Consider the following 12,710-nt stretch of genomic DNA (forward strand, 5'->3'; position numbering starts at 1 on the left):
AACACTCATTTCAGAGGTGATGCATTGCAAAAGGTTTGGCTTAACCGTTATCCCGCAGATGTGCCTGCGGAGATCAATCCTGACCGTTATCAATCCCTGGTGGAATTATTTGAGCACTCGGTAAGACGTTACGCAGACCAGCCCGCGTTTGTGAATATGGGCGAGGTGATGACGTTCCGTAAGCTTGAGGAGCGTAGCCGGGCGTTTGCGGCTTATCTGCAGGAAGGACTTGGGCTGCAAAAAGGGGATCGCGTCGCGCTGATGATGCCGAACCTGCTGCAATACCCGGTGGCGCTGTTTGGCATCCTGCGTGCCGGGATGATTGTGGTCAACGTTAACCCGCTTTACACGCCGCGCGAGCTGGAACATCAGCTGAACGACAGCGGGGCGGTGGCGATTGTCATTGTTTCTAACTTTGCCCATACCCTGGAAAAAGTGGTCGACAAAACCCAGGTGAAGCATGTCATCCTGACGCGCATGGGCGATCAGCTTTCCACCGCCAAAGGGACGCTGGTTAACTTTGTCGTTAAATACGTCAAACGTCTGGTACCAAAATACCATCTGCCGGATGCTATCTCTTTCCGCCGCGCGCTGCATGCGGGCTATCGCATGCAGTACGTCAAGCCTGAAGTCGTCTCCGAAGACCTGGCCTTCCTGCAATACACAGGCGGCACCACCGGCGTGGCCAAAGGGGCGATGCTGACCCACCGCAACATGCTGGCGAACCTTGAGCAGGTCAATGCCACCTACGGGCCGCTGCTGCATCCGGGTAAAGAGCTGGTAATCACCGCGCTGCCGCTGTATCACATCTTCGCGCTGACCATGAACTGCCTGCTGTTTATCGAGCTGGGCGGGCAAAACGTATTGATCACCAACCCGCGCGATATCCCGGGTCTGGTGAAAGAGCTGGCAAAATACCCGTTTACCGCCATGACCGGGGTGAACACCCTGTTTAACGCGCTGCTCAACAACAAAGAGTTCCAGCAGCTTGATTTCTCCACGCTGCATCTCTCCGCGGGCGGCGGCATGCCGGTTCAGCAGGCGGTGGCCGAGCGCTGGGTGAAGCTAACCGGGCAATATCTGCTGGAAGGCTACGGCCTGACGGAGTGTGCCCCGCTGGTGAGCGTCAACCCGCACGATATCGACTACCACAGCGGCAGCATCGGCCTGCCGGTCCCCTCGACGGAAGCAAAGCTGGTGGATGATGAGGATAACGAAGTGCCTCACGGCGAGCCGGGCGAACTGTGCGTCAGAGGGCCGCAGGTAATGCTGGGTTACTGGCAGCGCCCTGATGCTACCGACGAAATCATTAAAGACGGCTGGCTTCACACCGGCGATATTGCGGTAATGGATGACGAAGGCTTCCTGCGCATCGTCGATCGCAAAAAAGATATGATCCTGGTCTCCGGCTTCAACGTCTATCCGAACGAAATCGAAGACGTGGTGATGCAGCACAGCGGTGTGCTGGAAGTGGCGGCTGTGGGCGTTCCTTCCGGCAGCAGCGGTGAAGCGGTGAAGATATTTGTGGTCAAGAAAGATCCTTCTCTTACCGAGGAAGCGCTGATAACGTTTTGTCGCCGTCAGCTGACGGGCTATAAAGTGCCGAAGCTGGTGGAATTCCGCGATGAGCTGCCGAAATCCAACGTCGGGAAGATATTACGACGAGAATTACGTGACGAAGCCCGTGCCAAAGTAGACAATAAGGCCTGAGCTTCACGTTAATCGCCCAGACGCCGGTTAAGCCGGCGTTTTTTATGGGCGCAAACAAAAGAGAATCCGATTTGAATTACCAGATGATCACGACCAACGACGAGCTGGCTTCGCTGTGCGAAGTGACGCGCGACTTTCCTGCCATCGCTCTGGATACCGAGTTTGTCCGTACTCGCACCTATTATCCACAGCTGGGTTTGATACAGATGTACGACGGTAAGCACGTCTCGCTGATCGACCCGCTCGGCATTACCGACTGGGCGCCGATGCGTGACCTGCTGCTGGATACTGCGGTCACGAAATATCTGCACGCGGGCAGTGAAGATCTGGAAGTCTTTCTTAACACCTTTGGCATCATGCCTCAGCCGCTGATTGATACGCAGATCCTCGCGGCGTTCAGCGGTCGTCCGCTGTCGTGGGGCTTTGCCGCCATGGTGGAGGAGTACACGGGCCTGACGCTGGATAAAAGTGAATCCCGTACCGACTGGCTGGCCCGTCCACTTACCGAACGTCAGCTGGAATATGCGGCGGCAGACGTGTTTTACCTGCTGCCGATTGCCGGACAGCTGATGAAAGAGGCGGAAGCCTCCGGCTGGCTCTCTGCCGCGCTGGACGAGTGCCGTATGACGCAGCAGCGTCGCCAGGAAGTGGTTGACCCGAAAGAGGCCTGGCGTGATATCACCAACGCCTGGCAGCTTCGCACGCGTCAGCTGGCCTGCCTGCAGCTGTTAGCGGACTGGCGTTTGCGTAAAGCGCGTGAGCGCGATTTGGCCGTGAATTTTGTGGTGCGTGAAGAGCACCTCTGGGCGGTCGCGCGCTATATGCCGGGCAGCCTGGGCGAGCTGGACAGCATTGGCCTTTCCGGCAGCGAGATCCGTTTCCATGGTAAAACCCTGCTGGCGCTGGTCGCCAAAGCGCAGGCGCTGCCGGAGGATGCACTGCCTGAGACGCTGCTGAATCTCATGGATATGCCGGGCTATCGTAAAGCATTTAAGGATATCAAAGCGCTGGTGCAGGATGTCGCAACGGAAAGCAAGCTGAGCGCTGAACTGCTGGCGTCACGCAGACAGATTAACCAGCTGCTGAACTGGCACTGGAAGCTGAAACCGCAGAATGGCGTGCCGGAACTGATGGCTGGCTGGCGCGGGGTATTGATGGCCGATCGCCTGAATACCTTGCTGGAAGGTTATCCGCGATAAAAATATGCCGGGCGATATACCCGGCATATTCTCCCCGGTGGCGCTGCGCTTACCGGGGCTACGACACCAGGAACCTACGGACGCGACTCTTCCGCTTCCGGAAGCGTTACGTTCAGCTCCAGAATCGAAATATCCCCGTCTTTTTGCTCCAGCTGTACGGTGACCATCTCCGGGTCAATCTGCACATACTTACAGATCACTTCCAGGATGTCCTTGCGCAGCTGCGGCAGGTAGTGAGGCTCGGCGTCGCTACGACGACGCTCCGCAACGATAATTTGCAGGCGTTCTTTTGCGATGTTGGCGGTGCTTTTTTTCCGCGAGAGAAAAAAGTCCAGTAATGCCATAACTTATCCTCCGAACAGGCGTTTGAGGAAACCTTTCTTCTCTTCTTCAATGAAGCGGAAAGGACGTTCTTCTCCCAGCAGACGGTCAACGGTATCGGCGTAAGCTTTACCTGCATCTGCCGTTGTATCAAGGATCACGGGCTCGCCCTGGTTAGAGGCGCGTAACACGGACTGGTCTTCCGGGATAACGCCAACCAGTTTAATGCGCAGGATCTCCAGCACGTCTTCCATGCTCAGCATGTCACCTTTGTTTACGCGACCCGGGTTATAGCGGGTCAGCAGCAGGTGCTCTTTGATCGGATCCTGGCCATTTTCCGCACGGCGGGATTTGGAGGCCAGAATACCGAGAATACGGTCGGAGTCACGCACGGAGGAGACTTCCGGGTTGGTGGTGATGATCGCTTCATCAGCAAAGTAGAGCGCCATCAGGGCACCGGTTTCGATGCCGGCAGGGGAGTCACAGACGATGAAGTCGAACTCCATTTTTTTCAGCTCGTCGAGTACCTTTTCCACGCCTTCACGGGTCAGGGCATCTTTATCACGCGTCTGAGAAGCCGGAAGAATGAAGAGGTTCTCGGTGCGCTTGTCTTTAATCAGCGCCTGGTTCAGCGTGGCATCGCCCTGAATGACGTTCACGAAGTCATATACGACGCGACGCTCACATCCCATGATGAGGTCGAGGTTACGCAGACCGATATCGAAGTCGATAACGACGGTTTTCTTTCCCTTCTGGGCCAAACCAGTAGCGATGGCCGCGCTGGAGGTGGTCTTGCCAACGCCTCCTTTACCCGAAGTAACAACAATAATGCGTGCCATAGAAATTCCTTGTTAAAAAGGGATTAATTCAACGGTTGAACGGTCAACGCGTCGTCTGCCAGAAGCAGGCGAGCCGCTTTGCCATAAAATTCGGCTGGGATCTTGTCGCTCAGCCAATATTCACCTGCGATGGACACCAGTTCCGCCGTCAGGTGAGTACAAAATATTTGCGCGTCCCGATCGCCACTTGCGCCCGCGAGCGCACGTCCACGCATCATACCGTAAACGTGAATATTGCCATCTGCAATAAGCTCTGCGCCAGCACTGACGTGGCTTGTAACAATTAGATCACAGTTTGGCGCATAAATGCGCTGACCGGAACGAACCGGCACATCAATCATTCGCGTTTTTGTGAGAGCGGTAACGTTTTGCGCCGCAGGAGGGGGCGTTTGTACGGCAGCGGGTGCTGCACGTGGGGTTTTTTCTTTGCCTTCATTAAGAAGAGGCAGCCCCGCACGGTCGATTTCCGCTTTCAACTCGGGATCTTTGCAGCCGCTGATGCCGACAATACGCAGCCCGGTAGAGGAGACCGCCTGCTGGAGACGTGTCCAGTTAACCGGCGCCTCAAGACCGCTGACGTTGATGACGACGGGGGCGTGCTTCAGAAAGGCGGGAGCCTGGGCGATTTTGTCTTCTAACGCCTGACGAATAACCTCGGGTTTTGCATCATGCAAATGAACCACTGATAAGGTGAAGCTACTGCCTTTAAGCTCGATGGGCGTGTTTGACATCCTGGCCTTACTCAATTTGCTATTAACCGCAACCATTCGCTGCGATATTCCGAAGAGTATCAGGCATGTTATAGTCAGGAGTATATTGAGGCAAGCAACCACCCATTAATTCAGAGTAAAAACATGTTTTGTGTGATCTACAGAAGTACAAGCCGTGACCAGACCTATCTTTATGTCGAAAAGAAAGACGATTTTTCACGCGTGCCGGAAGAATTAATGAAGAACTTTGGCCGACCACAGCTGGCGATGCTGCTGCCGCTGGACGGCCGTAAGAAACTGGTGAATGCCGATCTGGAAAAAGTGAAAACGGCATTAGCCGAGCAGGGCTATTATTTACAGCTTCCACCGCCGCCTGAGAATTTATTAAAACAGCACCTCGAGGCGTCCGGGAAAAAATAGCCTCAGCTGTTTTCGGGCATAACACATCAACCGATTAGGGGTCGAGCATGTATCAACATCATAACTGGCAAGGTGCATTACTGGATTATCCCGTCAGCAAAGTGGTCTGCGTGGGCAGCAACTATGCGAAGCATATTCAGGAGATGGGCAGCGCAACCCCAGAAGAGCCGGTCCTGTTTATTAAGCCCGAGACGGCGCTATGCGACATCCGCCAGCCGCTGGCGCTGCCGCAGGGGCTGGGGTCGGTACATCACGAAGTAGAGCTTGCCGTGCTGATCGGCGCCACGCTGCGCCAGGCTTCCGAAGAGCATGTCGAGAAAGCGATTGCCGGCTACGGCGTGGCGCTGGATCTGACCCTGCGCGACGTGCAGGGCAAAATGAAGAAGGCAGGGCAGCCGTGGGAAAAAGCCAAAGGCTTTGATAACGCATGTCCGATTTCAGGGTTTGTTCCGGTGAATGAATTTACCAACGATCCGCAGGACACTCCGCTCAGCCTGAAGGTTAACGGCGAGATCCGCCAGCAGGGCACCACGGCAGATATGATCCACAAGATCGTGCCGCTGATCGCCTACATGAGCCGTTTCTTCACCCTGAAGCCGGGCGATGTGATCCTCACCGGCACGCCGGAAGGCGTGGGCCCGCTCGCCAGCGGCGATGAGCTTGAGGTCGGTTTTAACGGCCTGTCGCTAAAAACCCGCGTGCTGTAACCGCATCTTGCCGCCTGCAAAGGGCGGCAAAACTTGCAACCACGTGCCAGACTGGTTATAAGGTGCGCTTTCTTTTGACGTGTGGACATCCTGATGAACGACATTCCTTTCTGGCAAAGCAAAACTCTTGACCAAATGACCGACGCGGAGTGGGAATCGTTGTGCGACGGCTGCGGGCAGTGCTGCCTGCACAAGCTGATGGATGAAGACTCCGATGAGATCTATTTCACCAACGTCGCCTGCAGGCAGCTGAACATTAAAACCTGCCAGTGCCGCAACTACGAACGCCGCTTCGAGTTCGAGCCGGACTGCATCAAGCTCACCCGTGAAAATCTGCCGACTTTTGAGTGGCTGCCGCACACCTGCGCGTATCGCCTGCTGGCGGAAGGGAAAGATCTACCGGCCTGGCATCCTCTGCTGACCGGTTCAAAAGCGGCGATGCACGGCGAGCGTATCTCGGTACGCCACATTGCGGTGAAAGAGTCCGAGGTGCGGGACTGGGAAGATCACATCATGAATCACCCTAATCGGTGATAATAAAAAACCCGCCGTGGCGGGTTTTTGCTTTTATCTTCCAAACAAATCGCGTTTCTTCGGTTTGAACGGCTGAGCGATCAGCACCAGCAGCGCCACGACGAAGTAGGCCACAAAAATGCCCACCAGCCACTGCGGCATCTCCAGCGTCAGGAATTCCCACTGACGTACGGAGCAGTCACCGGATGCGACAAACACCTGCGGAAGCCACTTATCCAGCGGCAGCCAGCTCGGGAAGCGGGCGGCGAAATCACAGGTCATAAACGGTGACGGATGCAGCTGCATCATGGTGTGCTGCCAGGAAAGCTCAATCCCTTTCCAGGCGCTGTACAGCCAGATGGCAATACCGACGTAGCGCAACGGCGTTTTTGGGGCAATTGCGCCCACCAGGCCTGCACCCATAATGCCGAACAGCGCGCAGCGCTCGTAGATGCACAGCACGCAGGGCTTGAGTCCCATCACGTGCTGGAACCACAGCGCAACCATTTCCAGCGCAAAGGCGGTCAGGGCCATCAACAACCACGCTCCGCGACCGCGGGAGCACTGGTTTAAAAATCTCAACATAATCATTTCCCTGGAACATGCTTAGAAAGCGCAGTGTAAACGAATTTTAATGCGCCGCAAGTATACCCGCTTGTAGCAGCCATTGCGTACAGGGAACGAGAGTAATTTTGATGCACAGCAAACCAACAACGGTGAGCACCAGCGTGTACGGCAGCGCCATCCAGACCATTCTTCCATAAGAAAGCCGTATGAGTGGCGCCAGCGCCGAGGTCAGCAGGAAGAGAAATGCCGCCTGGCCGTTAGGTGTTGCAACGGAGGGCAGGTTTGTTCCGGTATTGATGGCTACCGCCAGCAGGTCGAACTGCCCGGTACTGACGATCCCTTGCTCCATCGCCGCTTTGGCCTCATTGATATACACCGTCCCGACAAAGACGTTATCGGAAATAGAGGACAACAGACCGTTAAAGAGATAGAACAGCGTAAGCTGCGAGTCCGGCGAGGCCTGAAGCACAAACGCGATAATCGGTGCGAAAAGGTGTTGGTCAATAATCACCGCCACGACCGCAAAAAAGACCGCCAGCAGCGCGGTAAACGGCAGGGCTTCGGTAAAGGCTTTACCAATAGCATGTTCGTCCGTAACCCCGCTAAAGGTGGTGGCAAGAATAATGACGGAGAGGCCAATCAACCCGACTTCGGCAAGATGCAACGCCAGCGCGGCGATAAGCCAGACGCCGATGATCCCCTGCGCAATCAGACGCAGCGTCTCCTGGCGCGTACGCTGTTTGCGGCTCTGCTCGTCAAATTTATGCAGTTCTTTGCGGACCGGTTCAGGTAGCTGTGCGCCGTAGCCGAACAGCCTGAATTTTTCGACCAGAATGCAGGTCGCTAACCCGCAGACCAGCACAGGCACGCTGACGGGGGCCATGCGCAGGAAAAACTCGCCAAAATGCCATTCAGCCGCTTTCGCGATGATCAGGTTTTGCGGCTCGCCCACCATGGTCATCACGCCGCCCAGCGCCGTACCGACCCCTGCGTGCATCATCAGGCTGCGCAGAAACGCGCGGAACTGTTCCAGCACGTCGCGGTTATGCGCCTCGACGTGGCTATCGTCCTGTAAATCCTCACTTGGGCGAGAGGAGGCCACGCGGTGATAAATGCCGTAAAATCCGACGGCGACGCTGATCACCACCGCGACAACGGTGAGCGCATCCAGGAAGGCCGACAGAAAGGCGGCGGCAAGGCAAAACGCCAGCGAGAGGATCGTTTTTGACGTAATGCTCAGCAGCAGGCGGGTAAAGATAAACAGCAGCAGCTGTTTCATAAAGTAGATACCGGCCACCATAAAAATGAGCAGCAGGAGCACTTCCAGATTGGAGGCCAGCTCTGCTTTTACATGCTCTGCGGACGTCATGCCGATGACAACGGCTTCAAACGCCAGCAAACCGCCGGGCAGCAGGGGATAACACTTCAGCGCCATGGCCAGGGTGAAGATAAATTCCGCCACCAGCAGCCACCCGGCGATAAACGGATCCACGCTAAAAATGATGGGATTAACGACCAGGAAAACCAGCAGTATCAGTTTGTACCAGTCAGGAGAATGACCTAAAAAATTGCGCCACAGCGCGCGCCCAAAAGAAATTTCCACAACAGACGTCCTTCCCGTTAAGTAATACAAAACATCAGTATACGCAAAAATCGCGGCCCGGAGGCGGATAAGACCGCATTGTAAATTTCACAAAAATGAAACGGCGATCCCTCTTTTCTCACTTTGCCGCGCTACCTGCCGTTGCACGCCTCTGGTATGATGAGTCCAATTTGCAAAAAGCTGTGTAATGGAAATCTCACTATGGTCATTAAGGCGCAGAGCCCGGCGGGTTTCGCGGAAGAGTACATCATTGAAAGCATCTGGAATAATCGTTTCCCTGCGGGGTCCATTCTTCCGGCTGAACGCGAACTCTCTGAACTGATTGGCGTCACTCGCACCACGCTGCGTGAAGTGCTTCAGCGACTGGCGCGTGATGGATGGTTGACGATCCAGCACGGCAAGCCAACAAAGGTAAACAACTTCTGGGAAACCTCGGGGCTGAACATTCTTGAAACGCTGGCGCGCCTCGACCACGAAAGCGTGCCGCAGCTGATTGATAATCTGCTCTCCGTGCGCACCAACATCGCGACTATTTTTATTCGTACCGCTTTCCGTCAGCATCCTGAAGATGCGCTTGCGGTGCTGGCCAGCGCGAATGAAGTTGAAGATCACGCCGACGCCTTTGCCACCCTCGATTACAACGTGTTTCGCGGCCTGGCGTTTGCCTCCGGCAACCCGGTTTACGGCCTGATCCTCAACGGTATGAAAGGGCTCTATACCCGCATTGGTCGTCACTACTTCGCTAACCCTGAAGCCCGCAGTCTGGCGCTGGGCTTCTACCATAAGCTGAGCAAGCTCTGCACCGAAGGCCTGCACGATCAGGTATATGAAACCGTACGCCGCTACGGCCACGACTCCGGTGAAATCTGGCACCGTATGCAGAAAACGCTGCCGGGCGATTTGGCGATTCAGAGCCGCTGAAATAAAAAACCTCTCAATCGAGAGGTTTTTTTTCGCCCGGTGGCGCTACAGCGTATTCAACCGCGCCGGGCACCGATCCAGCAGCTCCACGCTGCCGTCCTCATTTTGCTGCTCCAGCTGCACGTCAAAGCCCCACAGGCGGTGCACGTGCTTCAGCACCTCTTTACGTCCTTTATCCAGCGGCGCGCGGTTGTGCGGAATATAGCGCAGCGTCAGAGAGCGGTCGCCGCGCAGGTCCACGTTCCACACCTGAATATTGGGTTCAAGGTTGCTCAGGTTGTACTGGGAGGAGAGGCGGGAGCGGATCTCCCGGTATCCTTCCTCGTTGTGGATCGCGGAGATCTCCAGATAGTTGTTGCGGTCATCGTCCAGCACGGTGAAGAAGCGGAAATCGCGCATAATCTTCGGCGACATGAACTGGCTGATAAAGCTCTCATCCTTAAAGTCGCGCATCGCAAAATGCAGCGTTTCCAGCCAGTCAGAACCGGCGATATCCGGGAACCAGTACTTGTCCTCTTCCGTTGGCGACTGGCAGATGCGCTTAATATCCTGGAACATCGCAAAGCCCAGCGCATACGGGTTAATCCCGCTGTACCACGGGCTGTTGTAGGGCGGCTGGAACACCACGTTAGTATGGCTGTGGAGGAATTCCATCATGAACCGCTCGGTGACTTTCCCCTCGTCATACAGATGGTTGAGAATGGTGTAGTGCCAGAATGTTGCCCAGCCTTCGTTCATCACCTGGGTCTGTTTCTGCGGATAGAAATACTGGCTCACCTTACGCACGATACGCAAAATCTCGCGCTGCCACGGCTCCAGCAGCGGGGCGTTCTTCTCCATAAAATAGAGCAGGTTTTCCTGCGGCTCGGACGGATAACGACGCGCTTCGGCAATCGTTTTTTCCTCCTCACGCTTCGGCAGGGTGCGCCACAGCATGTTCACCTGGCTCTGCAGATACTCCTCGCGGCTTTTCTGTCGGGCTTTCTCCTCCTGCAGAGAGATTTTCTGCGGGCGTTTATAGCGGTCCACGCCGTAGTTCATCAGCGCGTGGCAGGAGTCGAGCAGCTTCTCTACCTCGTCCACGCCGTAGCGCTCTTCGCAGTCGGTAATGTATTTACGCGCGAAGATCAGGTAATCGACGATGGAGCTGGCGTCCGTCCAGCTGCGGAACAGATAGTTATTTTTAAAGAAGGAGTTATGGCCGTAGCAGGCGTGCGCCATCACCAGCGCCTGCATGGTAATGGTGTTCTCTTCCATCAGATAGGCGATACACGGGTTGGAGTTAATGACGATCTCATACGCCAGCCCCTGCTGGCCGTGCTTGTACAGCCGCTCCGTTTCAATGAATTTTTTACCAAACGACCAGTGCGGATAGTTGATCGGCATCCCGACGCTGGAGTAAGCGTCCATCATCTGTTCGGAGGTAATCACCTCAATCTGATGAGGATAGGTATCCAGGCGATACAGTTTTGCCACCCGGTCGATTTCGGCGAGGTAGACATCCAGCAGCTCGAAGGTCCAGTCGGGTCCATCGCTCAGACGTGTGTTGTCCTTGTTCAGGGAATCAATAGTAGCCATTAGCGCGCCCTCGTTGTGGGTGCTCTCTCTGTCTGGAGAGCCTCCTTTCAAGCATAGATCAACGTGTTAAAAAGCGTGCTGGCGCAGAAATTTTTTCTTTGCGATTTCCCGTTTTTGATACGGCAAAAAAAGCGCACCCATCAGAATTTTATGCTGGTTAAAAATAAAGCTCAGCAGGAGATCCCAAATTACCCCTGTCCCCTGATGCTGGGGGATGTGTGAGGTAAGTCACCATAAAAAAGTCGTATGTTGAATAATATTTTCAACTAGGTTATCAATCTGTAATTAGATGATTGTTCTTTTGCTCATAATGGAGTGGCTATGCGTGTTGTCATACTGGGAAGTGGTGTCGTTGGCGTAACCAGCGCCTGGTATTTAAGTCAGGCGGGACATGAGGTTACCGTTATCGATCGTGAATCCGGCCCGGCGCTTGAAACCAGTGCGGCAAATGCCGGTCAAATCTCTCCTGGCTATGCGGCCCCGTGGGCGGCGCCCGGCGTGCCGCTGAAGGCAATCAAATGGATGTTCCAGCGCCACGCGCCGCTGGCCATCAGCCTTGACGGCACGCAGTTCCAGCTGAAGTGGATGTGGCAGATGCTGCGCAACTGCGACACCCGGCACTATATGGAAAACAAAGGCCGCATGGTGCGTCTGGCGGAATACAGCCGTGACTGCCTCAAAGCCCTGCGCGCGTCGACGGGGATTGAGTACGAAGGCCGTCAGGGCGGCACGCTGCAGCTGTTCCGCACCGAGCAACAGTATGAAAACGCCACCCGCGATATCGCCGTGCTGGAAGATGCCGGTGTACCGTATCAGCTGCTGGAAGCCAGCCAACTGGGGCAGGTGGAACCCGCGCTGGCCGAAGTGGCCCACAAGCTGACCGGCGGTCTGCGTCTGCCGAATGACGAAACCGGCGACTGTCAGCTCTTTACCCAGCGTCTGGCGCACATGTGCGAGCAGGCTGGGGTGAAATTCCGCTTTAATACCTCCGTCGACAAACTGCTGTCGGAAGGCGAAAAAATTTACGGCGTGAAGTGCGGCGATGAGGTGATAAAGGCGGATGCCTACGTGATGGCGTTTGGTTCCTACTCCACCGCCATGCTGAAAGGCATCCTCGATATTCCGGTCTACCCGCTCAAGGGCTACTCATTGACTATCCCGGTGAAAGAGGAGAGCGGGGCGCCCGTGTCAACCATCCTGGATGAAACCTATAAAATCGCCATTACCCGCTTCGATAACCGTATTCGCGTCGGCGGCATGGCGGAGATTGTCGGCTTCAACACCGAGCTGCTGCAGCCGCGTCGTGAAACGCTGGAGATGGTGGTGGGCGATCTCTTCCCGCGCGGCGGGTTTGTGGAACAGGCGACGTTCTGGACCGGCCTGCGTCCGATGACCCCGGACGGCACGCCGATTGTGGGCCGCACGCCATACAAAAATCTGTGGACCAATACCGGACACGGCACGCTCGGCTGGACGATGGCCTGCGGCTCGGGCCAGCTGCTGAGCGACCTGATTTCCGGGCGCACGCCGGCAATTCCGTTTGACGATTTAAGTGCTGCGCGCTATCAATCAGGATTTACGCCATCGCGTCCTCAGCACCTGCACGGCGCGCATAATTAAGG

At 55.6% G+C, this 12,710-nt stretch carries 13 protein-coding genes; 7 read left to right on the plus strand and 6 right to left on the minus strand.

Annotated elements, in window-relative coordinates; genetic code table 11:
* Positions 1-24: 24 nt before the first annotated feature.
* Both fadD and rnd read left to right on the plus strand, forming a co-directional pair.
* Positions 25-1,710, plus strand: coding sequence for a long-chain-fatty-acid--CoA ligase FadD (gene fadD, locus HBA26_RS09210; RefSeq protein WP_072252102.1), 1,686 nt, complete (start codon positions 25-27; stop codon positions 1,708-1,710).
* A 71-nt stretch (positions 1,711-1,781) separates the two neighbouring features.
* On the plus strand, positions 1,782-2,909 hold the full coding sequence (gene rnd, locus HBA26_RS09215) for a ribonuclease D (protein WP_028013523.1): 1,128 nt from the start codon (positions 1,782-1,784) through the stop codon (positions 2,907-2,909).
* A 74-nt stretch (positions 2,910-2,983) separates the two neighbouring features.
* On the opposite strand, the gene minE is transcribed toward rnd, so the two are convergent.
* Genes minE through minC form a run of 3 tightly spaced genes read right to left on the minus strand, consistent with a single transcriptional unit; the run spans position 2,984 to position 4,800 of the window.
* The gene (gene minE / locus HBA26_RS09220; protein WP_010432714.1) at positions 2,984-3,253 is read right to left on the minus strand and encodes a cell division topological specificity factor MinE; all 270 of its coding nucleotides are present in this window, start codon (positions 3,251-3,253) and stop codon (positions 2,984-2,986) included.
* Between the two features lie 3 nt (positions 3,254-3,256).
* Positions 3,257-4,069, minus strand: coding sequence for a septum site-determining protein MinD (gene minD / locus HBA26_RS09225; protein ID WP_028013522.1), 813 nt, complete (start codon positions 4,067-4,069; stop codon positions 3,257-3,259).
* Between the two features lie 23 nt (positions 4,070-4,092).
* Positions 4,093-4,800: a septum site-determining protein MinC gene (gene minC / locus HBA26_RS09230; protein WP_028013521.1), complete on the minus strand. Its 708-nt coding sequence runs from the start codon at positions 4,798-4,800 to the stop codon at positions 4,093-4,095.
* Between the two features lie 123 nt (positions 4,801-4,923).
* Here minC and HBA26_RS09235 point away from each other — a divergent pair, with 123 nt between their 5' ends.
* The 3 genes from HBA26_RS09235 (at position 4,924) to HBA26_RS09245 (ending at position 6,440) form a co-directional block, all read left to right on the plus strand.
* Entirely contained in the window at positions 4,924-5,199 is a 276-nt protein-coding gene (locus HBA26_RS09235; protein ID WP_041909499.1) for a YcgL domain-containing protein, read from the plus strand.
* Positions 5,200-5,246: 47 nt separating this feature from the next.
* Positions 5,247-5,906 carry a fumarylacetoacetate hydrolase family protein gene (locus HBA26_RS09240; RefSeq protein ID WP_028013519.1) on the plus strand — a complete coding sequence of 220 codons (660 nt, stop codon included), beginning with the start codon at positions 5,247-5,249 and terminating at the stop codon, positions 5,904-5,906.
* Positions 5,907-5,999: 93 nt separating this feature from the next.
* Positions 6,000-6,440 (plus strand): YcgN family cysteine cluster protein, encoded by a 441-nt coding sequence (locus HBA26_RS09245; RefSeq protein WP_028013518.1) that lies wholly within the window; start codon positions 6,000-6,002, stop codon positions 6,438-6,440.
* Positions 6,441-6,473: 33 nt separating this feature from the next.
* On the opposite strand, the gene dsbB is transcribed toward HBA26_RS09245, so the two are convergent.
* On the minus strand, positions 6,474-7,004 hold the full coding sequence (dsbB, locus tag HBA26_RS09250) for a disulfide bond formation protein DsbB (protein ID WP_028013517.1): 531 nt from the start codon (positions 7,002-7,004) through the stop codon (positions 6,474-6,476).
* A gap of 46 nt (positions 7,005-7,050) precedes the next feature.
* Positions 7,051-8,589: a sodium/proton antiporter NhaB gene (gene nhaB / locus HBA26_RS09255; RefSeq protein ID WP_126345748.1), complete on the minus strand. Its 1,539-nt coding sequence runs from the start codon at positions 8,587-8,589 to the stop codon at positions 7,051-7,053.
* A 201-nt stretch (positions 8,590-8,790) separates the two neighbouring features.
* On the opposite strand from nhaB, the gene fadR reads away from it, so the two are divergent.
* Entirely contained in the window at positions 8,791-9,510 is a 720-nt protein-coding gene (fadR, locus tag HBA26_RS09260; RefSeq protein WP_028013515.1) for a fatty acid metabolism transcriptional regulator FadR, read from the plus strand.
* Positions 9,511-9,555: 45 nt separating this feature from the next.
* On the opposite strand, the gene HBA26_RS09265 is transcribed toward fadR, so the two are convergent.
* Positions 9,556-11,088: a SpoVR family protein gene (locus HBA26_RS09265; RefSeq protein ID WP_100170101.1), complete on the minus strand. Its 1,533-nt coding sequence runs from the start codon at positions 11,086-11,088 to the stop codon at positions 9,556-9,558.
* A 321-nt stretch (positions 11,089-11,409) separates the two neighbouring features.
* Here HBA26_RS09265 and HBA26_RS09270 point away from each other — a divergent pair, with 321 nt between their 5' ends.
* The gene (locus HBA26_RS09270) at positions 11,410-12,708 is read left to right on the plus strand and encodes a D-amino acid dehydrogenase (protein WP_049138818.1); all 1,299 of its coding nucleotides are present in this window, start codon (positions 11,410-11,412) and stop codon (positions 12,706-12,708) included.
* Positions 12,709-12,710 lie beyond the last annotated feature (2 nt).

Source organism: Enterobacter sp. 725m/11 (assembly GCF_011683705.1).
Classification (GTDB): Bacteria; Pseudomonadota; Gammaproteobacteria; order Enterobacterales; family Enterobacteriaceae; genus Enterobacter; species Enterobacter bugandensis.

What these genes read in the sequence shown, in the direction of transcription:
- minE (WP_010432714.1), bottom strand. Translation starts at nt 3,253, where the DNA reads ATGGCATTACTGGACTTTTTTCTCTCGCGGAAAAAAAGCACCGCCAAC.
- minD (WP_028013522.1), bottom strand. Translation starts at nt 4,069, where the DNA reads ATGGCACGCATTATTGTTGTTACTTCGGGTAAAGGAGGCGTTGGCAAG.
- minC (WP_028013521.1), bottom strand. Translation starts at nt 4,800, where the DNA reads ATGTCAAACACGCCCATCGAGCTTAAAGGCAGTAGCTTCACCTTATCA.
- HBA26_RS09235 (WP_041909499.1), top strand. Translation starts at nt 4,924, where the DNA reads ATGTTTTGTGTGATCTACAGAAGTACAAGCCGTGACCAGACCTATCTT.
- HBA26_RS09240 (WP_028013519.1), top strand. Translation starts at nt 5,247, where the DNA reads ATGTATCAACATCATAACTGGCAAGGTGCATTACTGGATTATCCCGTC.
- HBA26_RS09245 (WP_028013518.1), top strand. Translation starts at nt 6,000, where the DNA reads ATGAACGACATTCCTTTCTGGCAAAGCAAAACTCTTGACCAAATGACC.
- dsbB (WP_028013517.1), bottom strand. Translation starts at nt 7,004, where the DNA reads ATGTTGAGATTTTTAAACCAGTGCTCCCGCGGTCGCGGAGCGTGGTTG.
- fadR (WP_028013515.1), top strand. Translation starts at nt 8,791, where the DNA reads ATGGTCATTAAGGCGCAGAGCCCGGCGGGTTTCGCGGAAGAGTACATC.
- HBA26_RS09265 (WP_100170101.1), bottom strand. Translation starts at nt 11,088, where the DNA reads ATGGCTACTATTGATTCCCTGAACAAGGACAACACACGTCTGAGCGAT.
- HBA26_RS09270 (WP_049138818.1), top strand. Translation starts at nt 11,410, where the DNA reads ATGCGTGTTGTCATACTGGGAAGTGGTGTCGTTGGCGTAACCAGCGCC.